Raw genomic sequence first — 23,761 nt, 5'->3', positions numbered from 1 at the left:
CCTGCCAATGCTAGTTGAAAACGGTGCCATTCACGCCTGTGAATTACCGCCGAGGAAACCTTTGGAACGTGGGGTTCTGTATATCGCTTTCGATATAAAAAAAGCGTTTAACCATTGGGGTACACCGGCCCGTATTGGCCCCTACCGAATGCGTTCCCAGTCCCTAAAATTCCGTTTGAAACTGAACATTGCGCCGGCCCGGTCGCGGATGTTCCGCGAGACCGGGCCGACCGCGGGAGGTCTGATATGAGTCTTGTCCCGAGGGGGTCGCTATTCGATCTCGACAACTTTTTTGAGCAACTGGTCTCGCCGGGCCGCACGCTGACGGAGGGCAAGGAGGGATTCTTCTCACCGCGCATCGATGTCAGCGAAACCAGCGACAGCTACGAAATCAGCGCCGAGCTGCCGGGGGTGAGCAAGGACGATATCAACATCACGCTGGAAGATGGCGTCCTGACCCTGGAAGCGGAAGTGCACCAGGAGGAAAAACAGGAGAAGGAAGGACGCGTGATTCGCCAGGAGCGGCGCTACGGCAAATACATGCGTAGCTTCAACCTCGGTGGCGACATCAGCGAAGCGGATATCGATGCCAGCTTCAAGGATGGCGTGCTGAAACTGAAAGCGCCCAAGCGCGAGCCCAGCCAGCCGCAGCGCCAGCGTATTGAAATTCACTGACGGCGGGGGAGGGCAGCCTGTGTGCAGAGCCTGATCGCCACACTGGCCGGCTCTGTGCACAGTCCGGCGGGCTGCTGCCAGGCGGCGGCAGCCACCTTACACTCGATACAGGTTCCGAAAATGTGGAGGCAATCATGAGAGTAGGAGAAGTCATGCATCAGGGCTGTACCTGGTGCGCACCGGACACGCCGCTATCGGAAGTGGCGAAGATACTGCGCGACGAGGATATCGGCGCGGTTCCCATCGGCGAAAACGACAAACTGGTGGGGATAGTAACCGACCGCGATATCGCCTGCCGCGGTGTGGCCGAGGGACAGGATCTCTCCTCCCTGAGCGCCCGCGATGTCATGACCGAGGGCATCGCCTGGTGCTGGGAAGATGACGATATCGAGACTGCCATGCAGAAAATGGAAGATCAGCAATTGCGTCGCATGCCGGTGATGAACGCGGAAAAACGCCTGGTCGGTATCCTGGCACTGGGGGATCTCTCCCACTCCGCCGCCAACCGGGAAATCGGCGAGTTCACCTCGGCGGTATCCGCGCATCATTGATCGGCTGCCAGGGACGGCCCTTTCACAGCAGTGACTCGATCGGCAGCCAGCCGCTGATCACGGAGGCGGCGCGCTGCAGCCAGTTGGTGTCTGGGTCGGTGGAGGCGGTTTCGCCGTCGCTCCGGTGCCACAGGAGGTCGTCCCCCCGCAGTTCCAGGCGGTAGGCGTTGCCGCCCACGTTGCGGATAAAGTTTTTTGCCATCTTCGCCGCCAGTTGCGGCGACTCTATCACCAGCCCCAGCTCGGTATTCAGCAGTATCGAGCGGTTGTCCAGGTTGAATGACCCCACGTAAACCCTTTTGCGGTCGATCACAAACGCCTTGGCGTGCAACAGCGAGCGCGATTCGCCGTTCCAGTTGTCGAGCCTGTAGTCCAGGTCGCTGGAAAGTTCGTGCAGATGGACACCGGCGCGCAGCAGCGGCCGGCGGTATTTGCGATAGGCGCCGTGTACCAGCACCACTTCGGTGGAGGCGAGCGAATTGGTCAGGATATGCACCTCGACACCGCGCCGGGCCGCGGCGATCAACTGCCGCAGATAGCGCCGGCCGGGCAACAGGTAGGGTGAAATGACGATCAGCTCCCGCTCGGCCCCGGTGATCATCTCCATCAGTTCGCGGCCGGCAAACTGGCGGTCCGCAGCGGGCGGGAAAGCCACCTTGCCGGGTGGGTCGTAGAGAGCGCGGGTCTCGGCCCAGTACCAGAGATCGGCGTCGTTGCTGAGGGTATCGATAACCGGCGAGCGCGCCAGGCTGCGGCCGTAGTCGCTGCCGAGCAGCCGGCTGGCATTCCGCTCCAGATCTTCGGCGAAGGCGATATCCGCATCGGCGTCCGGCCGGTAGTCGATCACCGATTGGACCGGGAAGCTGTAGGGGCTGTTCCAGTAGCGATCGAACTGGCCGGCGATTTCCGGCACGACCGCGCCGATCGCGAGCATATCCAGGTCGCCGAAATTGATCTCGCTGTCGATCCCGAAATATTTGTTGCTGAGGTTGCGCCCGCCGATAAAGGTCACCCGGTTGTCCACGGTGAGGGACTTGTTGTGCATGCGCCGCTGCAGGCGCGCGAAGTCGGTGAAAAACTCCACGGCGCGCGGGCCCTCGTGCGGAAAGGGATTGAACAGCCGGATCTCGATATTGGGGTGGCGGTCCAGCGCCACCAGTACCTTGTCGGCATCGCCGGTGGTGAAGTCGTCCAGCAGGAAGCGCACCCGCACACCGCGATCCGCGGCGCGGATCAGGGCGCGGGTCAGCAGCAGGCCGGTATCGTCGCGGCGGAAAATGAAGTACTGGATATCAATGGAGCCGCGCGCGGCGCGGATACTGGCCAGCCGCACCGCCAGGGCACTCTGTGCGGAGGTGAGCGGATATACCCCGGTGCGCCCGGCGCGGCCGCGGGTGAGGCGGTCGGTGATCGCCACCAGCGGTGCGGCCGGCGGCGCCTCGCGGTGAAAACTGGGTGCGCGCGGTGGCGGTTCGGGAAAGACCGGCGTGCCGGAACAGGCGCAGAGGCAGAGTGTGAACAGGGGAAGCAGGTAGCGCATGCAATCCGTTTCAACGCTGGCGGGTAACCAGCAGTATAGATTGCCGCGCCGCAGGAAATGGCCCGGGCTAAAAAGAAGTGCGTCCCTGCACCTCAATACGAAAGCCGGCGGGCGTAGAAACGCCGGCCCTGCTCCGCCCGGAGATGCCGACCGGTAGGGGAGCCGACCCGTCCGTGGGCCGCGTTCAGCAGACTTTCTCAACTATGCGCAACCACCTCCGTGCCGGAAGCCTTAACTTGAGAATGCGAATAGTTATCATTAATGGTATAGTGTTCGGCCGTTGCCGTGGGAAAAATCCGGTATTGGGAATCGTCAAAGTGTTATTGGAAATCGTCAGGGGCGGGCTGTGTACTGCAGGGAGAGTATTTCGTGAGTCATGTGCGCGGGGGGGGAGTGCTGCACTGTCGCGGCGCGGGAGCAACCGTGCGGGAGGATCTCCGGGCGGTGGACGGGCGCCGGGCCTGCCGTCGCTACGGCGGCCTGTCGCTGTTGTGTTGCGATGGAGAGGTTGTGGAGGATTTGCACCGCACGCTGGAGTTGCCGCCCGGGCTGGGTTTCAACCTGTTGTTTGCCGGTTCGGTCGACATCGCCGTCGGCGACCGCCGCTGCGGGCTGGGGCAGGCGACCCCGGTGCGGGATGGTGGTGGCCTTTGCGCGGCGATGACGCTGTCGCGGGCCGAAACAGTGGCGGCTTCGGTACCGCGCGGCCAGCGGCTGCGCCTGTTGGGCCTGTGGGTTGAGCGCCGCTGGCTGGAGGACCGCTGTCGCAGCCCCGCCGACCGGCGCCACCTGGAGCGGATCTTCCGCGAGCACGCCGCCGTCCACCGCTGGCGGCCGCCGGCGCAGACCTGCGCGCTGGCGCTGGAGTGGATCTCCCTGTCCACCGGTGGGGGGCTCGAGAGCAGCCTGCGCGCGGAGCAGGCGGCGATCGCCCTGCTCTCGCGCTGCCTGGGCGAGCTGGCGCAACTGCTGGGCGACGCGCCCGGGACGCCGTCCTGCCCGCGCAGTGAGCGGCTGAAACAGCAGATCGATGCACGCCTGCGGGATCACCGCAGCCTGGCGGATATGGCCGCCAGTCTCGGTGTCAGTGTCAGCACCCTGCAGCGCCGTTTCAAAGCAGCCTACGGCACCACGGTGGTCGACTACCTGCGCCGGCGGCGCCTGGAAATCGCGCGCGAGGCGCTGACCGACGAGGGCCTCAGTATCGGCGAGGCCGCCTACCTGGCGGGGTACAACCATCCGTCGAATTTTGTCGCCGCCTTCAGGAAACACTTCGACGTCACCCCGGCGCGCCTGGTGCGTTTGCAGCGCAGCTGCCAGGCACTGGAAAGCTGAAGTGTTGTGAGGCTGGACCGGGTCATCGGTTTGTCACAAAAAATACATAGACTGCGTCAATAGCCCGGCTGCGCGTCTATGTCCATGTCCCCACTGTTTCTCACCAGTCATAAAGCCTACTTCGCCGCGCTGGGCCTGCTGCTGGCGGCCGGCGTTGGCCTCTGCCTGTGGCTGGTGGAACAGGGGGCGCCGCAGTTGAAACTCGGCAATTACCATATCTACCGCTGTGAAACCGGCGCCGGGGCGGAGCGGGAGATCTTCGATATCCTGGCGGTTTCCTCCATTCACGCGCGCGCAATTGCCGACCGTCTCTGTCGCGCACCGGCGATGTCGCGTCACTACAGTGCCGTGCGTATTTCCTGGAAGCCCCGCGGGCGGCTCAGTGCGGAGGAAATCCTCAACGAGGATTACGACCTGATCTGGAGCCGCGTACATACCATGCGCGGACTGGTGCCGGAGTTCTCGGATTTCTACGACACCCTTGTGCGCTACGATCACTACCGGGTCTACTGGTTCAGCCGCAGCGGGCGTCCGGAACTGAGCCGCGAATATTTTCACGGCAAGAGAATCGGGCTGCTCAACGACAAGCTGAGCCACACCTTTTACCTGCTGCCCCTGGCCTCGCTGAAAGAGATCGGGGTCGATCTGTCGCGGGAAAAACTGATCTACTTCGACGATGCCATCGGCCTCTACCGGGCCTTCGCCCGCGGTGAGCTGGACCTGGTCAGTGGCGGACTCTTCCTGGAGAAGGACCTGGATATCCCGCTCCACCGCACTTTGATCGCCGAGAATGCCACCGCCGCGACACTGTTTGTGCGCAAGGCGCGCGCGCCCGAGGTCGACTGCGATGTGGCGGGCGCATTCGATACCTTTACCGATACCTTCATCAACGCGCAGCGACAGTTCGAGGGGGCCGACCGCTGTGAAAGCTAGCCGACTGTTCCTCGCCTGGCTGCTGCTGACGGCCCTGTTTTCGGCACTCGCCCACTGGCAGGCGCAGGCGGCTTTCGCCCGCGACCTGTCGCGGCAGTTGCGGGCGCAATTGCCGGAAAAAATGACCCTGGCGCTGCAGAACCGGCTGGGCGGTGGCGGGCTGCGGGAATGGATCGCCGCGCGGCTGGAATCGGATCTCGACGGGCTGCCCGCGACCGGGCGGCTGGCGCTGCTGGATCGATGCAGTGCCGGGGTCGAGCAGTTACTGAGCGACGACCTGCCCCCGGCGCCGGCGGCGGCCGGTGATATTGTGGTCGACTGGCAGTTGTCGGGGCGGCGGGAGCGGACCCTGCTCAGTGTCGATTGCCGTGCACACTGGCCGCTGCTGGTCGGCAGCCAGGCATTGCTGGCGCTGTTGCTGGTGGCCCTGGCGGCGTTGTTACCGCTGCCCCTGCCGCGCCCGCAGCGCAGACAATTTGCCGCGTTGCTGCGCCGCGGAGTGCCGGCGCGCGAGGCGAGGGCACTGTCCGCGCGGCTGGCAGCCCTGAATCCGCCGCAGCTGCAGCTGTTTGAACGGCTGCAGCCGCAGGGCGGGCAGCCGCTGCCCGAGTTGCTGGACTGGCTGGAGCAGCCGCAGGTGGCGGCGCTGGAGCCGTCACAATGGCACTGGTTCGAGCGCGCCATGGCGCTGAACGGCGGCGACCACCGGGCTTCCCTGATCTCGGCGCTGGCCGGCGGTGGGCTGGAGTTCGATTGCGGGAACTTCCGCGTGCTGGCGCACGGCATTCCGCTGGAGCTGTCGAAAACCCCCTTCTTCTATTTTCTCTGGTACGCGCGCCGGCGGCTCGACGGCGAAGGCTGGTACCTGAATCCGCCGGTCAACCGCCCGGACCGCGACAGCGCCGCTTCACTGGTGGCCCTGATGGAGGAATACGGTGGCCACAACAAGGCGATCAACGACCTGCGCGAGAACGGCCTGCGGGCCAAGACCCTGGACCAGAACCGCAACAGGATCCGCGACGAGCTGCTGTCCACCCTGGGCGAGACGCTGGCACAGCCGTATCTGTTCGAGGCCGAGCGGGACCTGAAGAGCGGCCGCTACCGCTATCGCCTGGCCCTGCCGGCGGGGGAAATCCGCTTTCTCTGAAAATCGCGGCTTAATTTCAAGTTGCTGATTTTAAAAAGATTTTCATTTTGGAGATATCTCATTTCGCCACCGAGGTATCTCTTTAACCCACCTGTCACACGCAATTTCGATCATGCCCCCCGAACGGCCCGCCAGCGGCAGCGGGCCCCTGCAAGACCACGACAAGACCCGGTCGAAGAGCGACTTCGGAGCACAACAATGATCGAATTCAAGCGCAACAGGCTTTTCAGTGGCATCGCCCGCAGCAGGCGTCCCCTACTGATCTCCCTCTCCCTGGCCGGGATGATATCCCCGGCCATCGCCCAACAGGGTGGCGAAAGCGCCGCCGTGGAAGAGGTACTGGTCACCGCCTCGCCCATCCGCGACAGCCAGAAGGCCGCCATCGATGCCAAGCGCGACGCCTACAACACCGTCGACGTGATCTCCGCCGATACGATCGGCCGCTTCCCGGACCAGAACCTGGCCGACTCCCTCGGCCGCGTGCCCGGCCTCGCTATCGAGCGCGACCAGGGCCAGGCCCGCTACATCAACTTCCGCGGTGCGCCCTTCCGCTACACGGCGCTGGCCATCGACGGTCTCAGCATCCCCGGGGCCGAGAACGGCCGCGTGCCGCGCTTCGACAGTTTCCCGTCGGTGATTACCAGCCGCATCGACGCCAACAAGGCGATTATGCCCAACATGCCCGGCGAGGCGGTTTCCGGCTATATCAATATTTCCACCTTCGATCCGTTTGCGCAGCGTGGCTGGGCCCTCTCCACCGACGTGGGCATGGGCAACCAGGAGCTGGGTGACGGCGATATCGAAAAGCTGGCCCTGCGCACATCCTGGTCCAACGACAACTTCGGTTTCTCGCTGTTCTCCTCCGAAAACAGCCGCGAGCAGATCACCGATAACCGCGAGTACGACCTGGACCGCAACGGCGGCGAGCTGAGTGTCAACGAACTGGATTTCCGCAGCTACAAGGTGACCCGCGAGGACCGCGCCTACGGCGGCCGCTTCGAATTCCGCGGCGACGGCGCACTGGAGCGGGTTTTCGTCAGCAGCCTGTACAACGAGTTCCAGGACTTCGAAGAGCGCAACCAGTTTGTATTCGACTTTGCCGGAGGCGCCGGCGCGGTGGGTGCACCACAGGCGGTGGGCGAGAGCGCAGAGAACCAGTACGCACTGGTGACCCGCAGCCTGGAGTATGGCTTATACGAAAACTCCACCTTCACCAACACCCTGGGCGCCGATTTTGCACTGGGAGACTGGTACCTGGAGTCCCGCCTCAATTTTACCGAAACCGAAAACAGCATGTTCCTGCCGATGCCGTACAGCGCCGGCGGTTTCGTGGTGGCCAGTTACGATGTCAGCGACCTGAACGACCCGGCGGTGGGCGATTTGATGGATATGACCGGCACATCCATCGGCCCGAACGACATCACCTATTCGCCCGCGGGCATGCTGGCAATGACCATCAGCTCCGCGATGACCATCGACGCCAGCAAGCTGAAACTGGACGCGGAGCGCGACCTGATGCTGTTCGGTACCGATTCGGTGTTGCGGACCGGGGTGGAAGTGGATTCCCGCGAGGCGGATGGCCACGGCATGGTGATGGCCATGGGCCAGTGGCCGTCCGGCATCAATATCGCCGACTACGCCACCAATGACCTGTGGGACAGCGGTTTTGACAACGGCATCGGTGCCACCTACTACGACAACAGGGCCCTGCGCCGGGCCTGGTCCGAGGCCGTGGGCGGCCTCGAGGTGACCCCCAACGACTCGCAGGAAATCCGCCTGGAAGAAGACATCACCGCCGGCTACGCCATGGTCACCAGCGACTACGGCTGGGGCAACCTGGTGTGGGGTGCGCGGGTGGAAAATACCGATTACCTGAGCGAGGGGCCCACCGGCAACTTCGAGGATTCCTTCACCAACTTCCTGCCCAGCGCCCACCTGAACATCGACCTGGCGGACGACGTGAAGCTGCGCCTGTCCACCTCCACCGGTGTCAGCCGCCCGACCTATTCCGAATGGCGCGGTGCCGATATGGTCGACATGACCCAGGGCAGCGTAATGGCGGGCAACCCGGCGCTGGAAGCCGAGGAGTCCTGGGGTGCGGATGCGTCGATCGAATGGTACGCCGGCGATGCCAGCCTGGTCAGCGCGGGCCTGTTCACCCGCAGCATCGACAATGTGATCTACGCGAAAAGCCGCGTGATCGACGGTGCCGACTACCTGCCGGAAGTGGGGCGCGACGAGTGGACCTACACCGAATACGTCAACGGCAGCAACGGCAAAATGCACGGTGCCGAGTTCAATGTCATCGCCCAGGCCGCAGACTTCCTGCCGGTACTGGACGGCTTTGGCATCAGTGCCAACCTGACGCTGCTGGACAGCGAATTCGAGACGCAGGAGGGCACGCGCCACAGCCTGCCGGGCACTTCCGAGACCATTGCCAACGCTTCGTTGTTCTACGAGATGCACGGCTTTTCCATCCGCCTGAACCACCAGTATCGCGACGACTGGCTCTCCACTACCGAGAACGTCGGCATGACCGAATACTGGGCAGAACAGAAGCGTCTGGACCTGGCCGTGAGCTACGAACTGCCGCAGCCGATCTTCGGCGCCAGCGTCTCCCTCTATGCCAACGCCAACAACCTGACCGACGAGGAAGACGTGCGCTACGAGGGCGATATCAGCACGCCGAATCAGGTGGAAGGCTACGGCCGCCGCTACCTGGCGGGCTTTCGGGTCAACTTCTGATTGACCGCCACGACGGCTGCGCGGCCGGCTTTGCGGCCGCACGAATCAATCCAATTAAACAATTCTTTTATTAATACGTGCATAAAGGTGCAATATGCAGAAAAAATTCGTAAACGGCATTCTGGCAGCAACCGCTGCCGTAACCCTGGGCGCCTGCAGCGCCACCGCGCCGGTGGTGGAAAAGCCGCAATCCGGTATCGCCGCGCAGATCGAGCATGTGCGTGTACTGCCGCTGGAGGGGGGGCGCAACTTCCGCGACCTGGGCGGCTACGAAACCGCGAACGGTAAGCACGTCAAGTGGGGCAAGCTGTACCGCTCCGGTGTGCTCACCAACCTGACCGACAGTGACTACGACTACCTGGAAAACCGCGGTATCAAAACCATCGTGGATTTCCGCACCACCGAGGAGCGCCGCAAGGAGCCTACCGAGTGGCAGGCCGGCGAGGTCGAAGAGTTGGCCTGGGATTACACCATGGGCGACTGGGAAACGGAGTTTGGCAGGGTGATGGCAAAACCGGATTTCGAAGCCGCGGACATGATCGAGCTGATGGCCGATATGTACCCGGGCCTGGTGCGCCAGCAGACGCCGGCCTACCGCGCCATGTTTGAATCGCTGCTGGAAAGTGACGATCCGTTGCTGTTTCACTGCACTGCCGGCAAGGACCGCACCGGTGTCGGGGCTGCGCTGTTGCTCACCGCGCTGGGCGTCGATCGCGAAACCGTGATGCGGGATTACCTGCTTTCCAGCGAAGTCCTCAAGGATACGGACCTGATGAAACTGCCGGAAGATGCGAGCGAACAGGAAAAGCGCATGTACGCCTTCTTCTCCAGGTTGCCGCAGCCGGTCAAGGATGCCCTGGGCGGCGTGCAGGCGTCTTACCTGGAAGCCGCGTTCGCTGAAATGAAGCGCGAGTCCGGTTCCGTGGAAGGCTTTATCGAGCAGAAGCTGGGGGTGGATCGACAGGAACTGGCGCAGCTCAGGGCCGTCTATCTGCAGTAACCGACCTCCATCCTGCATCCACTGGCCCGGCAACATCCGTTGCCGGGCTTTTTTGTCGGAAGCTTCGGTTGATCAGCGGGAACTGCCGCCGCCAAATCCCCGGCTGCGCTGTGATTGTCGATTGCCGCCGGGGGCGCGCTCTCGCAATACCGGCTGTCCCCGGTAAATCCTGGTCGATGCCCTGCGCCTGGACGGATCGTGGTCGGCGAGTTCCTCGCCGTAGAGCAGTTCGTAGATATCCCGCCTGGAATCCTTCTCCTCGAGAATCGGCTGTCCGCGGTAGAGTCGCGGCTGCGGTTCGTCGCCAGTGCGGAAAGCTTCGCCCTTGCGCGCCTCCAGCTCGGCGATCATGTGCAGGGTCTCGCTGTCGACGGTCTTTTCGCGCGCGCGTGCCAATTGCTGTTCGAAATCGTAGTCCGAAAAACGCAACACGATGCCGAATTCCGCGCTCAGGCGTTTGCGCAGCTTGCGCAGGATGGTCAAGACCTCTGAACTCATTAACCAGTGGTGGTTATCCATTGTTCTCGTCTCCTTTTCCGCTCTCTATTTTTATTCGTGTCCCGGCTGCTTGTGCACTCCCTTGTAAATAAGGGCAAATATCGGGCCAGCATCACCCGGCAAGTGTGACCGGGTTCTCTATGCTGCCATCCGGAAGTGAGTGGGGTATGATTTGCGCCTGATTGGCAGGTCCGGCAGGTTGCCGGGGCGTTAATTTCTACACCTGCTGGCAATACAAGAGCACCGAATGAAACCCGTTTACGAGATCCGCAGTGGTGCCCTGGCCGGGTTCAACCAGCTGGTGCCCCACCTGGGTGGCGATCCGTCGGCGCTGTTGGCCCGTGTCGGGCTGCCGGCCGACTGCATGCGCCGACCGGACCTGCTGATTCCCATCGCCACCCTGAGTCAACTGCTGAACCTCTGTGCGGCGGAGTTCGAGTGCCCCGACTTCGGTCTGCGCCTGGCGAATATGCAGGGCGTGCGCATTCTTGGTGCACTGGGTCGGCTGGTGCTGGACAGTGCTGACCTGCACACGGCGCTGGCGGTCGCGCAGCGGTATATGGCGCTGCACAACCAGGCCGAGCACTGGCGCATCAAACTGGAGGGGGAGCGGCTGGTCGCCCGGCGCTTCGATCATTTCGGCGATACACCGGCGGCGGCACAGTACCGCGAACTGGCGATGGGGGCCGGCTACCGCCTGATCCAGGATCTGGCCGGCCAGGATATCCGTCCGCTGCAGGTGCATTTCCATCAGCAACCGCTGTCGCCACCGCAGCGCTACCGGGATTTCTTCTATACCGAAGTGCTGTTCGGCCAGCCGGGGGATTGCCTGGTATTCGATGCGGAGCTTGTGCGCCGGCCGCTGTGCCCCCCGGCCCCAATCTCAACCGCTATTTCGACGAGTTTTCCCGCCAGTTGCTGGAGCGGTACAGCGGCAGCCTGGCGGAGCAGGTGAAGGCGCTGATACTGCAGACGCTGGGCGCACAGCGCCACAGCCTGGCGCAGGTCTCGCGGCTGATCGACGTGCCCGCGCGCACCCTGCAGCGCCACCTGCAACGCGAGGGCAGTGGCTTCAAGCAACTGCTGCAGGAGGCGCGGATGGAAACGGCGCGCTGGCACCTGCGCGCGTCCAGCATCGATATCAACCTGCTTTCCGCCACCCTCGGCTATACGGATATCAGTGCCTTTTCCAAGGCGTTCCGGGCCGCGCACGGCCTCTCGCCGCTGCAGTGGCGCAAACAGCAGCGCGACGGAGAATAGCTCCGCGACCGGTGTGGGCCAGGGTCTATCCTGAGCGGGACAGGCCAACTCACCGGGAGCTCCCATGTCCGCAGAAACCATCCGCTGCAAAGCCGCCGTCGCCTGGAAGGCCGGCGAACCGCTGTCCATTGAAGACGTCGACGTCATGCCGCCACAGCGGGGAGAGGTGCGCGTCAGGCTGGTGGCCTCCGGTGTCTGTCACACCGATGCGTTCACCCTGTCCGGCGACGATCCCGAGGGCAATTTCCCGGCGATTCTCGGCCACGAGGGCGGCGGCATCGTCGAATCGGTGGGCGAGGGCGTGACCAGCGTCGCCGTCGGCGACCATGTGATCCCGCTGTATACACCCGAGTGCGGTGAGTGCAAATTCTGCAGGTCCGGCAAGACCAACCTGTGTGGCAAAATCCGCGAAACCCAGGGCAGGGGCCTGATGCCGGACGGCACCACGCGCTTCTCGATCGACGGCAAGCCGATACTCCATTACATGGGGACCTCCACCTTTTCCGAGTACACGGTGCTGCCGGAAATCGCCCTGGCGCGGATCAACAGCGAGGCGCCACTGGAAGAGGTGTGCCTGCTCGGCTGTGGGGTCACCACCGGTATCGGCGCAGTCATGAATACCGCCAGGGTGGGGCCGGGCGCCAGCGTGGCGGTGTTCGGCCTCGGTGGTATCGGCCTGTCGGCCATTATCGGCGCGGGAATGGCACAGGCCGGTCGCATCATCGGCATCGATATCAATGATTCGAAATTCGGGCTGGCGAAAAAGCTCGGTGCCACCGAGTGTATAAACCCGGACGATTACGACAGGCCGATCCAGGAAGTGATCGTCGAGTTGACCGACGGCGGTGTGGATTATTCGTTCGAGTGTATCGGCAATGTGAAAGTCATGCGCTCGGCGCTGGAGTGCTGTCACAAGGGCTGGGGCGAATCGGTCATCATCGGCGTGGCCGGCGCCGGACAGGAAATCTGCACCCGGCCCTTCCAACTGGTGACCGGGCGCGTCTGGCGCGGCTCGGCTTTCGGCGGTGTCAAGGGGCGCTCGCAGTTGCCTGACTATGTCGAGCGCTACCTGGCCGGGGAGTTCCGCCTGGACGACTTTATCACCCACACCATGCCGCTGGAGAACATCAACGATGCCTTCGACCTGATGCATGCGGGCAAAAGTATCCGCAGTGTGATTCACTACGATAAAAATGGACGGAGAGAGATATGACAATCGAACAGCTGAGCAGTACCAAGTGTTTTGACGGTTTACAGCAGCAGTTCGAGCACCGATCCGGGGTGCTTGACTGCCCGATGCGCTTTGCCATTTTTTTACCGCCGCAGGCGGAGGACGGGAAGGGCGAGCAGGCATTCCCGGTGCTCTACTGGCTTTCCGGCCTCACCTGTAATGAGGAGAACTTCAGCCAGAAAGCCGGCGCCCAGCGAATGGCGGCGGAGTTGGGAATCGCGCTGGTGATTCCGGATACCAGCCCGCGCGGCAACAGTGTCGCCGACGATGCGGAATACGACCTGGGGCAGGGGGCCGGCTTCTACCTGAACGCCACTCAGGCGCCGTGGAAACAGCACTACCGGATGTATGACTATATCGTGCACGAACTGCCGGAACTGGTGGAGCGGCATTTCCCGGTCAACGGCCGCCGTGCGATCAGCGGCCACTCCATGGGTGGTCACGGTGCGCTGGTCATCGGGTTGAGGAATCCGGGGCGCTACACCTCTGTCTCCGCCTTCAGCCCCATCTGTAACCCGATCGCCTGTCCCTGGGGGGAGAAAGCGTTCAGCGCTTACCTGGGCGCAGACAAAGCCAGCTGGGAGGATTACGACGCGACCACGCTGATAGGCCGCGCCACCGAAAAGCTGTCGATCCTGGTCTCGCAGGGCGAAGAGGATCCGTTCCTGGAAGAGCAATTGAAACCCCACGCGCTGCAAACCGCCGCCGAGGCCTCCGGCTACCCGCTGAAAATGGAGCACCACGCGGGCTACGATCACAGCTATTTTTTTATTGCCAGCTTTATCGAGCAGCATCTGCGTTTTCACGCGGATTACCTGCTTAAGCATTGAGGGACATAAGCAGGGTTTGGAAGGTAGGGTCGGGGCGGATTGAAATGCCCACCATCCATGGCGGGCTCTCTCCCATCCTGCAGCGAGAGTCGTTCCATTCAGTTCACACTGCGACGCCCACCTGCAGTGTGGCCACATAACCGTTTTCCAGGTCGCCGGTCACTTCCGCCAACTGGTAGGTTACGCCATCACTGAACACATTGTCGGCGGAAAAACTGCCGACGGAGCTGTTCTGTCCGTGTTCGGCATAGAGTTCGGAATCGTAGACTGCCGCGGTAATCTCCTGCGGAAAGGCAATCTGCGAGGTTGCAGTCGCGGTCGAACTACTGAACAGGAAAACCTGGAAATGAATATGGGTAATGCGGCCGGTGTACCAGCCGGGGTAAATGGTCTCGAACAGCACCATGCCATCACTGTCGACATCCTGGATACCGCGGCAGAAGGTTTCCCCGCGGGTGTCGGCACCGGGTTGGGAATAGCCGGAGTAGACACCGTCCTTGTCGCACTGCCAGATATAGACGGAAGCGTCGGTAATCGGTGCGCAGCTGCTGTTGATATCCACCAGGTTGAGCACCACCGTCAGCGGCACGCCGGTTTTGCCCTCGGTGATATCCGAACGCACCATGGAGGAATTGCTCAGTACCGCAGTCAGCGGATAGGGGCCCTCGGTTTCCTCCGGGATCAGCACACAGGAACCGGTATCGCCTCCCGAGGAACTGCTCGAGGAGCTGCTGGATGCACTGCTGGAAGAACTGCCCGACGAGCTGCTGTCGGAAGAGCCGCTGCCAGAGCTATCGCTGCTGCAGGCCCCCAGGGCGGCGGCGCCGGTGAGGCTGCCGAGCAGCGCCAGTACCCGTCGGCGATCGGGATTTTCACTATTATTCTTGCCGTTCACGATCATCTCCTTTTTAGCTGTCTTCGGGAATTGCCCGGCATTCGCCACGGATCTTCGCCGCACCGCGATCGAACGTGCTTTCGATAACGAACCAACCAGCCGGGCAGTAGCCGGTTTCTGACAGTACGGTTTCCAGCCGCTGCATCGCTGTTTTTTCGGGATCTTCGGTCATTTTTCGCTGGGTATCGCGGCCGGGCCCGCCGCCCATACCGCCGGGGCCGCTATCCATGCCGCCCGGCCCGCCGCCCATGCCACCGCCCGGGCCTCTGCGCCCACCGCGCGGGCCACCACCCATGCCTTCGCCGGGTCCATCCTGCCGGGTATTTACTGTGGCGGTATAGGTAAAGAAATGATTACCCTGGGGCGCAATATTGGTAATCAGGGACTCTGAATAAACGGGTGGTATTTCCGGAGCACTGCTGCAGCCGGTGGCGAGCAGTACCGCGGCGATGACTGTGGCGCGTTGCATGATCGACTCCTCTTGTTGTGGAGTCCATCAGACCACATCGACACAGCAGGGTTGGGTAAAGGAAGGTAAACAATTGTTAACAGCGGGATACAGGGCAGAGGGCCGGGCCGGGGACAGTCGGGATGGCTTTTTTATTCGCTGCCATCGTCGTCGAGTAACTGCTGCAGTTGTCGCTCGAAAGTCTCCACTTCCTGGGCGCCGCTGATACCGTACTCGCGGTTGAGAATAAACAGGGGCACGCCGTGGATGCCCTGCCCGGCAATCTGGCGTTCCTGCTCGCGTACCGGCCGGGCATAGGTCTGCTCGCGCAGAACCGTTCGCGCTTCCTGCGGATCCAGCCCTGCGGTTTCCGCTGCGGTTGCCAGTACTTCGATATTGCCGACGTTTTTGCGCTGGTGGAAGAAATCATGGAAGAGTTGCAGGCTCAGTTCTGTCTGCCGATCGTAGCCGCTTGCCCAGTGCAGCAACTGGTGCGCATTGAACGTGTTGTACATGCGCATATCGTCGCTGTAGTTGAAGGTGAAACCCAGGTCCGCCCCAAGATCCGTGAGTCGCTGGCGGTTCTCGATACTCTCCTGTGGCGTGATTCCGTATTTCTGGACCAGATGTTCGCGCAGGTTCTGCCCGTCGGCCGGCATCTGCGGGTTCAACTCGAACGGCAGCCAGTGAATTCTGGCTTCCAGTCTCCCGGAAAATCTGTCCAGGGCATTCCGCAGGCGCAGATAGCCGATCACACACCAGGGACAGACGACGTCAGATACGATTTCGATCCTGATCGGGATTGCTGGCATGAATTTCTACCCCGTGTCTGAATTTTAAAACCTGTGTACAGGATAGCGCCCGCGCAATCAGTAAACTGTTGCGGCGCGTGCCTGGACTGTCCCGCCTTTTATTTCGCAGGCGAAAGATTACAGTCGCAAGAAAACTGAAAGGGGATGGACTTTCTTCCTGTTTAAAAATTGATCGATTTGGCGCAGGCAGTGTGAAAAACGTCGATGATTTGTGTTTTAGCGACATTTCTGTAGAATTTCGCCGCACATCCGGGCCGGGCAACGGGGTTTACGTCCGCGTCTCTGTCTCCAAAAGCTTCGTCGAAGGTGGAAAATATCGCCTTCTTGCTAAGAAAAGCTTGTCAAAATAATTAGTCCACTAAATTTTTCAGCGATCTGGCAGTAATACAGCAACCGGTGCCACCCGCCGGCGGCGGGGTGTTGTTTTGGCTGCCGAGCGACTTTGTCGCCCGAGCTGCTCTGGGCTGCCGGCACATGCCGGCGGGGCGCCCCGGTCAACGATCAACCAAAAAAACGAGGAGAATTCTGTGTTTGAGAAGAACAGACTGCACAGCGCGGTACTCGCCGCTTCTGCAGCGATCCTGGGCAGCCAGGCTGCCCAGGCCGAGCCGAAGCAGATCGAGGAAGTGACGGTCACTGCCACCAAGCGCGCCGAAAGCGCGCAGGATATCCCGGTGGCGGTGCAGGCGCTGGGGGAGCAGAATCTGGAAAACCTCAACGTCAGCAACTTTGACGACTATATCCGCCATATGCCCAATGTGACCGCCGGCGGTCGCGGCCCGGGCCAGTCATCCATCTACATTCGCGGCATGGCAACTGAAACCATTTCCACCCAGCTGTCCCAGGCCAACGGCACGGCGCCGAATGTGGCCCTGTACGTGGATGAAGCGCCGGTCAGTATCGGTGGCCGCAACCTGGATGTCTATGTCACCGATATCGAGCGCGTGGAAGTACTGAAAGGCCCGCAGGGTACCCTGTTCGGCGCCAGTTCCCAGGCGGGTACCGTGCGCCTGATCACCAACAAGCCGAAGCTGAACGAGTTCGAGCTGGGCATTGATGCCGGCCTTGCCACCACCAAGGATGGCGATATGTCCGACACCCTGGAAACAGTGGTGAACCTGCCGATCATCGACGACAAGCTGGCCGTGCGTGTGGCTGCCTATCAGTCCAATGAGGGTGGTTACATCGACAATGTTGCCGGTACCTATACCCCGAATCCGGAAGTGAACCCGGCCTGGGAAGGGCTGCCGGTGGAGAGTGCCACCAACGAAAACCTGGTGGAAGAGGACTTCAATGACGCCAGCTACAAGGGCGCGCGTATCGGTGTCAAATACGCCATCAACGACGACTGGGAAGCGCTGGTACAACACACGCACCAGGACCTGGAAGCGGACGGCGTTTTCGACCACGACCCGGAAAACGTCGGCGATCTGCAAGTGCAGCGCTACTTCGAGGATTCCCTGGACGACAGTTTCGACCTGACCAGCTGGACCCTGGAAGGCCGCCTGGCGGCGTTGGATGTGGTCTACACCGGTGCCTACCTGGACCGCGAAGTCGAGCAGTCCATGGACTATACCGGCTATAACGATGTGGGCGGCTATGTGGCCTATTATACCTGCGACTATGTGGATACCTGCTACGACCCGACCAAAGGCTACGTCGGCCTGGTAGAAAATACCCGCACCTCCCACGAGCTGCGTATCTCCACACCGCAGGAGCACGCACTGCGCTTTACCGGTGGCGCCTTCTACGAGGATGTGGAAATTCTCGATCGCGGCAACTTTGTCTACGCCTCCGTCGCCGACCTGGGCTTTCCGGAAAACTACCCGCGCGGCTGGTCCCCGGATACCACTGACCCGGTAAAGGCGACGGTGATCGACCCGAGCGCGCGTCCGGCGGAAGTGGCCTTCTTCAACGATATTACCCGTACCGAAGAACAGCTGGCTTTCTTTGGTGAGCTGTCCTATGACTTTACCGAGAAGCTGACTGGTACCGTTGGCCTGCGTCACTACGACATGGACGTGGAACTGCTGGGCTCTGCCAATTCCGCCTTTGGCAATTCGCCGCTGTTTAACGAAGGGGTTGACGTCGACCAGTTTGGTGACAACCTCGACTCCAAGTGGGCAGAGGCCGGCATCGAAACCCCGCTAAACGAAAGTGATACCATCACCAAGTTCACCCTCAGCTACACGCCCAACAGCGATGTATTGCTGTACGCAACCTACTCCGAGGGCTTCCGCCCGCCGGCCTACAACCGCGGCGGCGGCAACGGCAACGACACCACCACCGTGCCCTACACAGTGAGCACCGATACCGTCGACAACTACGAAGCCGGCTGGAAAACCAGCCTGGCCGGCAACACAGTGCAGTTCAACGGCAGTATCTACCGCGTCGACTGGAAGGATATCCAGACCGCGGTATTCGATCCCAGCGTCTACTTCCTGTTCTACCTGGACAACGCCCTGGATGCGCAGATCAACGGTATCGAGGCGGACGTGACCTGGTTGCCCACAGACAATCTGCAGATCACCGGTGCCTTCTCCTACAACGATACCGAGATCACCGACGTGCCGGCGAGTGCCGTCAACGTGGCGCCGGAAGGCAGCGAGCTGGCCCTGTCCCCGCCCCTGCAGATGAACCTGCGCGCGCGCTACGAGTGGACGGTTTCCCGTTTCGACGCCTATTGGCAGGCAGGTGTGCAGTACAGCGATGAGGCCTGGAGTTCCATCGTGGTGCAGCCCAACGACCGCTTCAAGCAGGACGCCTACGCCACCGTAGACGCCTCCGTAGGCCTGCGCGAAATGAACTGGGGTGTGGAACTCTATGCGGAGAATCTCACCGACGAGCGCGCCGAGCTGTTTATCAACACGTTGGACGGCTCCAAGCGCACCACCACTAACCGTCCGCGCACTATGGGCGTACGGCTGAGCTACGATTTCTAATGGCTAGTGGGCCGTGCGGCCCACTATCCTGAAATCGTGCAGTAGGAGCCTGCCTTGCAGGCGAATAGGGCACCGCTCCTTTCGCCTGCAAGGCAGGCTCCTACAATTGCTTCCAACCCAACGAGATACCATAGTGTCTTCCGAACCCGCCAACCCGGAATCCCTGTCTGAAATCCGCAGTGCGCTGAAACAGCGCGATTTTTCCCGCGCCCGGGATCTGGCTCAAACCGTCGCGCACGCCCATCCACGGGACCCGGAAGTCTTCTACCTGCTCGCCGTCAGCCAGCGCTATCTGGACGAATACGCGCAGGCATTACAGACACTGGAAAAACTGCTGCGACTCGACGGCGAGAACACCCGCGCATACCAGGAGCGTGGCCACAATTTCGCGCAGCTGGACGACAACCCAGCGGCTGCCGACGCGTTTCGCCGCGCGGTGGAACTGAACCCGGCCCTGCAAGCCAGCTGGCGCGGACTGGCGCTGGCATTGCGGGCCCTGGGTGAAAAGGGCGAGGCCGAACGGGCCCTGCACCAGTACCAGCAGTTGCAGAAACTGCCGCCGGAACTGCTCAGTGCCGCCAGCCTGTTGTACGAGCGCAAGCTCTACAAAGCCGAGCAGCTCTGCCGCGCCTTCCTGCAGCAACACAAACACCACCCTGAAGGCATGCGCCTGCTGGCGCTGGTGGGTGCCGAACTGGGGATTCTCGACGACGCCGACTTCCTGCTGGAGAGCTGCCTGGCACTCTACCCGGATTTCCACCAGGCGCGTTTCGATTATATCGGCGTGTTGCGCAAGCGACAGAAATTCGCCGCCGCGCTGGAGCAGGCGGAAACTCTCAGGAAAGCCCAGGGCGGCCGCCGCACGGAAATCCTGTTCGCCACCCAGAGTGCCATGGTCGGCGACTACAAAACCGCACTGGCGATCTACGATCGCATTGCCGCCGAGGCGCCGGAGCTACACGGTGTGCACCTGCAGCGGGGCCACGCGCTGAAAACCATCGGCGATGCAGAGGCGGCCAACAGCGCCTATCGCGACGCCTATCGGGCCAAGCCGGATTTTGGCGATGCCTGGTGGAGCCTCGCCAATATGAAAACCTACCGCTTTGCGGACACGGAAATCGAGCGCATGCGCGAACTGGAAAGTGCTGCGACTACCGCACTCGAGGATCGCTACCACCTCTGTTTTGCACTGGGCAAGGCGTTGGAGGACCGCAAGGAATACGCGCGGGCCTTCCGCTGGTATGAACAGGGCAATGCCCTGAAGCAGCAGGAATGTCGCTACAGTATCGAGCAGAACCGCCGCGATACCGATCTGCAGATAGCACACTGCATTCCTGCGCTGTTCGAGAAATTTTCCGGCGCCGGCTATGATGCACCGGACCCGATTTTTATTGTCGGCCTGCCCCGCGCTGGCTCCACGCTGCTGGAGCAGATACTTGCCTCCCATTCACAGGTGGACGGCACTCTCGAGTTGCACAATATCATGGCCGCGGCCCGCCGCCTGGATGGCCGCCGCCGCGCCAGCGAGGAACCGCGCTACCCGGCCGTCCTGCACGACCTGGATGCGGGAAAACTGCAGCAGCTGGGCCGGCAGTTTATCGAGGAGACCCGTATCCACCGGCAGGGCGCGCCGCTGTTTATCGACAAGATGCCCAACAATTTCCGCCATATCGGCCTGATCCAGCTGATGCTGCCCAACGCCAGGATCATCGACGCACGCCGCCACCCGCTGTCCTGCTGCTTCAGCGGTTTCAAGCAGCTGTTCGCCGACGGTCAGGAGTTTACCTATGGACTGGAACAGATGGGCGAATACTACCGCGACTATGTGCGCCTGATGGCGCACTGGGACAGGGTGCTACCGGAGAAGGTGTTGCGCGTGCACTATGAATCGGTGGTCGAAGACCTGGAGGGGCAGGTGCGCCGCATCCTCGATTACTGCGGCCTGCCGTTTGAACAGACTTGCATCGATTTCCACCAGACAGAGCGCGCCGTACGCACGCCCAGCGCTGAACAGGTGCGCCAGCCAATTTACCGTGCGGGTACCGAGCAGTGGAAAAATTTCGAGGCGGAACTGGCACCGCTGAAAACGATATTGTCCGAGGAGCTGAAAGACTACCCCGGAGCAATATAGGATTCTAAAGAAGGAGATCCCGGACGGAGCGCGGCGGAGTCCGGGAGTTTATCGGCTGTCGATTGTGCGGGGAGCCCGGATTCCGCTGCGCTCCATCCGGGCTACATTTCCGGGGCCTGTCCGGGTGCTGGGCTCAGCAGTCCTTGTCTTCTGCGCCGGCTTCTTCCTTCACGTCTTCGCAGGCATCTTCAACGGCATTTCCCATGTCGTTCATTGTTTCGTCGATCTGCTCGCCAACTTTCTCTGCCCCGCTTTCTTTTTCGCAGCCTGCGGCGCCTATTGCCAGCATGGCTGTGAAGCCGATCACGCTTAATTTTTTGAATGCGTCCATAAAAGAACTCCTGTATTGCTGAAAGTGTCCGCTCGGTATCACTTGCGACTGTGTATTGCGCACTTTGTTCCGCCGGGAATTCTTATTTTCCGATACGCACCGGCTACCCTCCGGTGGGCTGCCCGGGTGGCTCTTACGGGTGCCCGGCAGTAGAATCGGGATCATTGCTGTGGTGCCGCGCAGGCGGGCCCGCCCGATTTGTGACGATAACAACGAGTTGCCCCATGAAAAGAGGATTGCTTATCCTGTTGAGCTGCGTATTTGCCAGTTTTTCTTCTGCAGAAGAGTTGACGATCGAGAGATTGTTCTCGGATCCCGCCCTCAGTGGTGCGGCCCCCCGCGCACTGGAATACTCCCCCGATGGCCGCCGGGTCACCTTCCTGAAAGGCCGCGACGAAGACTACAACCGCTATGACCTGTGGGAATACCATATCGCCGATGGCAAAACCCGCATGCTGGTGAATTCCGATTCCCTGCACCGGGGGGAGGAAGCGCTGTCCGATGAAGAGAAGGCCCGCCGCGAGCGCCAGCGAATCTACGGCAGCGGTATCATGGAGTACACTTGGTCCAGTGACGGCAGGGCGCTGCTGTTCCCGCTGGCCGGAGATATCTACTACTACGATCTCGATAAAAAAACATCGCGCCGCCTGACCGACACGGAAGCCTTCGAGACCGATGTGCGCGTGTCGCCGGAGGGCCGCTATGTCTCCTTTATCCGCGATCAGGATATCTTTATCGTCGACCTGAAAACCGGTGAAGAGCGCCAGCTCACCCGCGACGGTGAGGGACCGATCAAGAACGGTATGGCGGAGTTCGTCGCCCAGGAGGAGATGGACCGCATGACCGGTTACTGGTGGTCGCCGGACGATCGCCGCATCGCCTACCTGCGTGTGGATGAATCACCGGTGGACGAAGTGACCCGCAGCGAGATCTATGCCGATCGCATCGATGTGATCCAGCAGCGCTACCCCGCCGCCGGCCGCCCCAACGTGAAAATCCAACTGGGCGTTTTGGACCTGGATTCCGGTAACACGCGCTGGATCGACCTGGGAAGAAAATGGGACATCTACATCCCGCGGGTAAAATGGGCGCGCGACAATCTGCTCAGCTATCAATGGCAGAGCCGCGATCAACAACAGCTGGACCTGCACCTGTTTGACCTGGAGAGTGGCGATGATCGCGTGGTGGTCGAGGAGCGCAGCGATACCTGGATCAACCTGAACAAGGACCTGCGCTTCCTCGAGGACAGCGACCGCTTTGTCTGGGCATCCGAGCGCGACGGATTCAAGCACCTGTACCTGTACGACCTGGACGGCAAACTGGTGCGCCAGCTGACCCATGGCCACTGGGCGGTGGACAACCTGGAAGCTGTGGATGAGGAAAACGGCAGGCTCTATTTCACCGGCCGCCGCGATACACCGATGGAGCGCCATCTCTATTCGGTGGATCTGTACGGCCAGGGCGATAACCTGCCGCAGAAGATTTCCCGCCGCGCGGGGATGCACGACATCGAGTTTTCCAAAGACGGATCCGGTTATATCGACAAGTTTTCCAACACCACCACGCCACCGCAGGTGAGCCTGCACCGGGCCGGTGGCGAGCAGATAACCTGGCTGGAGGAAAACGCGGTGGTCGAGGGTCACCCCCTGTATCCGTACAGGAAGGACTGGATTGCCCCGGAATTTGGCACTGTCGAGGCCCCGCAGGGACACCGCCTTTACTATCGCATGTACAAGCCGGCCAACTTCGATGAAGACAAGCGTTACCCGGTCATGGTCTATCTGTACGGCGGTCCGCATGCGCAGCTGGTTACCAACAGCTGGGATCGCGAGTTCAACCAGTATATGGCGCAGCAGGGCTATATCGTTTTCACCCTGGACAACCGCGGCTCCGCCCATCGCGGCACCGAATTCGAGAACCCGATCCTCCATCGCATGGGTAGCGTCGAAGTGGATGACCAGGTAACCGGCGTCAAATTCCTGCGCTCGCTGCCCTACGTGGATGGCGACCGTATCGGTGTCTACGGCCACAGCTACGGCGGCTATATGGCGCTGATGACGATGTTCAAGGCCGGCGATTATTTCACGGCCGGGGTTTCCGGGGCGCCGGTTACCGACTGGTCCCTGTACGATACCCATTACACCGAGCGCTATATGGGCAACCCGAACGTGGTGCCGGATGCCTATCACGAGTCGTCGGTGTTTCCCTACGCGAACGGCCTGAAAGGCCCGCTGCTGATCTATCACGGCATGGCGGACGACAATGTGCTGTTTACCAATACCACCAAACTGATCAAGCAGCTGCAGGACGATGGCAGGCAGTTCGAGCTGATGACATATCCCGGCAAGAAACACAGCCTGCGCGGAAAGCAGACGCGCATTCACCTGTATACCATGATCCGGGATTTCTTTGATCGGCATCTCAAGGCACCGCAGGGTTGAAACGGTTGTTGAAGAC

At 61.6% G+C, this 23,761-nt stretch carries 20 protein-coding genes; 14 read left to right on the top strand and 6 right to left on the bottom strand.

What is annotated here, in order from left to right; translation table 11 throughout:
* Positions 1–246 precede the first annotated feature (246 nt).
* The gene (locus MWN76_RS02680) at positions 247–675 is read left to right on the top strand and encodes an Hsp20/alpha crystallin family protein (protein WP_250459108.1); all 429 of its coding nucleotides are present in this window, start codon (positions 247–249) and stop codon (positions 673–675) included.
* A 134-nt stretch (positions 676–809) separates the two neighbouring features.
* Positions 810–1,226, top strand: a complete 417-nt coding sequence (locus MWN76_RS02675) for a CBS domain-containing protein (protein WP_250459106.1) — start codon at positions 810–812, stop codon at positions 1,224–1,226.
* A gap of 22 nt (positions 1,227–1,248) precedes the next feature.
* On the opposite strand, the gene MWN76_RS02670 is transcribed toward MWN76_RS02675, so the two are convergent.
* Positions 1,249–2,766 carry a phospholipase D-like domain-containing protein gene (locus MWN76_RS02670; RefSeq protein ID WP_250459104.1) on the bottom strand — a complete coding sequence of 506 codons (1,518 nt, stop codon included), beginning with the start codon at positions 2,764–2,766 and terminating at the stop codon, positions 1,249–1,251.
* A gap of 423 nt (positions 2,767–3,189) precedes the next feature.
* Between MWN76_RS02670 and MWN76_RS21120 the strand changes: the two genes are divergently transcribed.
* The 5 genes from MWN76_RS21120 to MWN76_RS02645 all read left to right on the top strand — a co-directional run bounded on the left by MWN76_RS21120 (position 3,190) and on the right by MWN76_RS02645 (position 9,926).
* Positions 3,190–4,101 (top strand): helix-turn-helix transcriptional regulator, encoded by a 912-nt coding sequence (locus MWN76_RS21120; RefSeq protein ID WP_250459102.1) that lies wholly within the window; start codon positions 3,190–3,192, stop codon positions 4,099–4,101.
* 84 nt (positions 4,102–4,185) lie between these two features.
* On the top strand, positions 4,186–5,034 hold the full coding sequence (locus MWN76_RS02660; protein WP_250459100.1) for a hypothetical protein: 849 nt from the start codon (positions 4,186–4,188) through the stop codon (positions 5,032–5,034).
* Positions 5,024–6,181, top strand: coding sequence for a hypothetical protein (locus MWN76_RS02655; protein ID WP_250459098.1), 1,158 nt, complete (start codon positions 5,024–5,026; stop codon positions 6,179–6,181). Before MWN76_RS02660 ends, MWN76_RS02655 begins: the two co-directional genes overlap by 11 nt.
* 198 nt (positions 6,182–6,379) lie before the next feature.
* Positions 6,380–8,926 carry a TonB-dependent receptor gene (locus tag MWN76_RS02650; protein ID WP_250459096.1) on the top strand — a complete coding sequence of 849 codons (2,547 nt, stop codon included), beginning with the start codon at positions 6,380–6,382 and terminating at the stop codon, positions 8,924–8,926.
* Between the two features lie 94 nt (positions 8,927–9,020).
* Positions 9,021–9,926 (top strand): tyrosine-protein phosphatase, encoded by a 906-nt coding sequence (locus MWN76_RS02645; RefSeq protein WP_250459094.1) that lies wholly within the window; start codon positions 9,021–9,023, stop codon positions 9,924–9,926.
* Between the two features lie 72 nt (positions 9,927–9,998).
* Here MWN76_RS02645 and MWN76_RS02640 read toward each other — a convergent pair whose 3' ends face one another.
* Positions 9,999–10,445 (bottom strand): hypothetical protein, encoded by a 447-nt coding sequence (locus tag MWN76_RS02640; protein ID WP_250459093.1) that lies wholly within the window; start codon positions 10,443–10,445, stop codon positions 9,999–10,001.
* A 226-nt stretch (positions 10,446–10,671) separates the two neighbouring features.
* Between MWN76_RS02640 and MWN76_RS02635 the strand changes: the two genes are divergently transcribed.
* From MWN76_RS02635 to fghA, 4 genes are all read left to right on the top strand, one after another.
* Positions 10,672–11,379: an AraC family transcriptional regulator gene (locus tag MWN76_RS02635; RefSeq protein WP_250459091.1), complete on the top strand. Its 708-nt coding sequence runs from the start codon at positions 10,672–10,674 to the stop codon at positions 11,377–11,379.
* Positions 11,340–11,684, top strand: a complete 345-nt coding sequence (locus tag MWN76_RS02630; RefSeq protein ID WP_250459088.1) for a helix-turn-helix domain-containing protein — start codon at positions 11,340–11,342, stop codon at positions 11,682–11,684. The genes MWN76_RS02635 and MWN76_RS02630 overlap by 40 nt, the downstream gene beginning before the upstream one ends.
* A 64-nt stretch (positions 11,685–11,748) precedes the next feature.
* Positions 11,749–12,897 carry an S-(hydroxymethyl)glutathione dehydrogenase/class III alcohol dehydrogenase gene (locus tag MWN76_RS02625; RefSeq protein WP_250459086.1) on the top strand — a complete coding sequence of 383 codons (1,149 nt, stop codon included), beginning with the start codon at positions 11,749–11,751 and terminating at the stop codon, positions 12,895–12,897.
* On the top strand, positions 12,894–13,745 hold the full coding sequence (gene fghA, locus MWN76_RS02620) for an S-formylglutathione hydrolase (protein WP_250459084.1): 852 nt from the start codon (positions 12,894–12,896) through the stop codon (positions 13,743–13,745). Before MWN76_RS02625 ends, fghA begins: the two co-directional genes overlap by 4 nt.
* Before the next feature lie 103 nt (positions 13,746–13,848).
* On the opposite strand, the gene MWN76_RS02615 is transcribed toward fghA, so the two are convergent.
* The 3 genes from MWN76_RS02615 to MWN76_RS02605 form a co-directional block, all read right to left on the bottom strand.
* Positions 13,849–14,640 (bottom strand): intradiol ring-cleavage dioxygenase, encoded by a 792-nt coding sequence (locus MWN76_RS02615; protein WP_250459082.1) that lies wholly within the window; start codon positions 14,638–14,640, stop codon positions 13,849–13,851.
* 13 nt (positions 14,641–14,653) lie between these two features.
* A complete protein-coding gene (locus tag MWN76_RS02610) occupies positions 14,654–15,109 on the bottom strand; it encodes a hypothetical protein (RefSeq protein WP_250459080.1) in 456 nt (151 codons plus the stop codon).
* 131 nt (positions 15,110–15,240) lie between these two features.
* The gene (locus MWN76_RS02605; RefSeq protein WP_250459078.1) at positions 15,241–15,900 is read right to left on the bottom strand and encodes a DsbA family oxidoreductase; all 660 of its coding nucleotides are present in this window, start codon (positions 15,898–15,900) and stop codon (positions 15,241–15,243) included.
* A 527-nt stretch (positions 15,901–16,427) separates the two neighbouring features.
* Between MWN76_RS02605 and MWN76_RS02600 the strand changes: the two genes are divergently transcribed.
* Positions 16,428–18,842 carry a TonB-dependent receptor gene (locus MWN76_RS02600; RefSeq protein ID WP_250459076.1) on the top strand — a complete coding sequence of 805 codons (2,415 nt, stop codon included), beginning with the start codon at positions 16,428–16,430 and terminating at the stop codon, positions 18,840–18,842.
* 133 nt (positions 18,843–18,975) lie between these two features.
* Complete coding sequence (locus tag MWN76_RS02595; RefSeq protein WP_250459074.1) at positions 18,976–20,973, top strand: tetratricopeptide repeat-containing sulfotransferase family protein; 1,998 nt, start codon at positions 18,976–18,978, stop codon at positions 20,971–20,973.
* A 133-nt stretch (positions 20,974–21,106) separates the two neighbouring features.
* On the opposite strand, the gene MWN76_RS02590 is transcribed toward MWN76_RS02595, so the two are convergent.
* Positions 21,107–21,304 carry a hypothetical protein gene (locus tag MWN76_RS02590; RefSeq protein ID WP_250459072.1) on the bottom strand — a complete coding sequence of 66 codons (198 nt, stop codon included), beginning with the start codon at positions 21,302–21,304 and terminating at the stop codon, positions 21,107–21,109.
* A gap of 224 nt (positions 21,305–21,528) precedes the next feature.
* Between MWN76_RS02590 and MWN76_RS02585 the strand changes: the two genes are divergently transcribed.
* A complete protein-coding gene (locus tag MWN76_RS02585) occupies positions 21,529–23,745 on the top strand; it encodes a S9 family peptidase (protein WP_250459070.1) in 2,217 nt (738 codons plus the stop codon).
* Positions 23,746–23,761: the final 16 nt, after the last annotated feature.

It is taken from the genome of Microbulbifer litoralis, assembly GCF_023634065.1.
In the GTDB taxonomy this organism is placed as follows: Bacteria; Pseudomonadota; Gammaproteobacteria; order Pseudomonadales; family Cellvibrionaceae; genus Microbulbifer; species Microbulbifer litoralis.
Note: the sequence above shows the minus strand (reverse complement) of the source record. Positions and strands in the feature narration are given on the sequence as shown.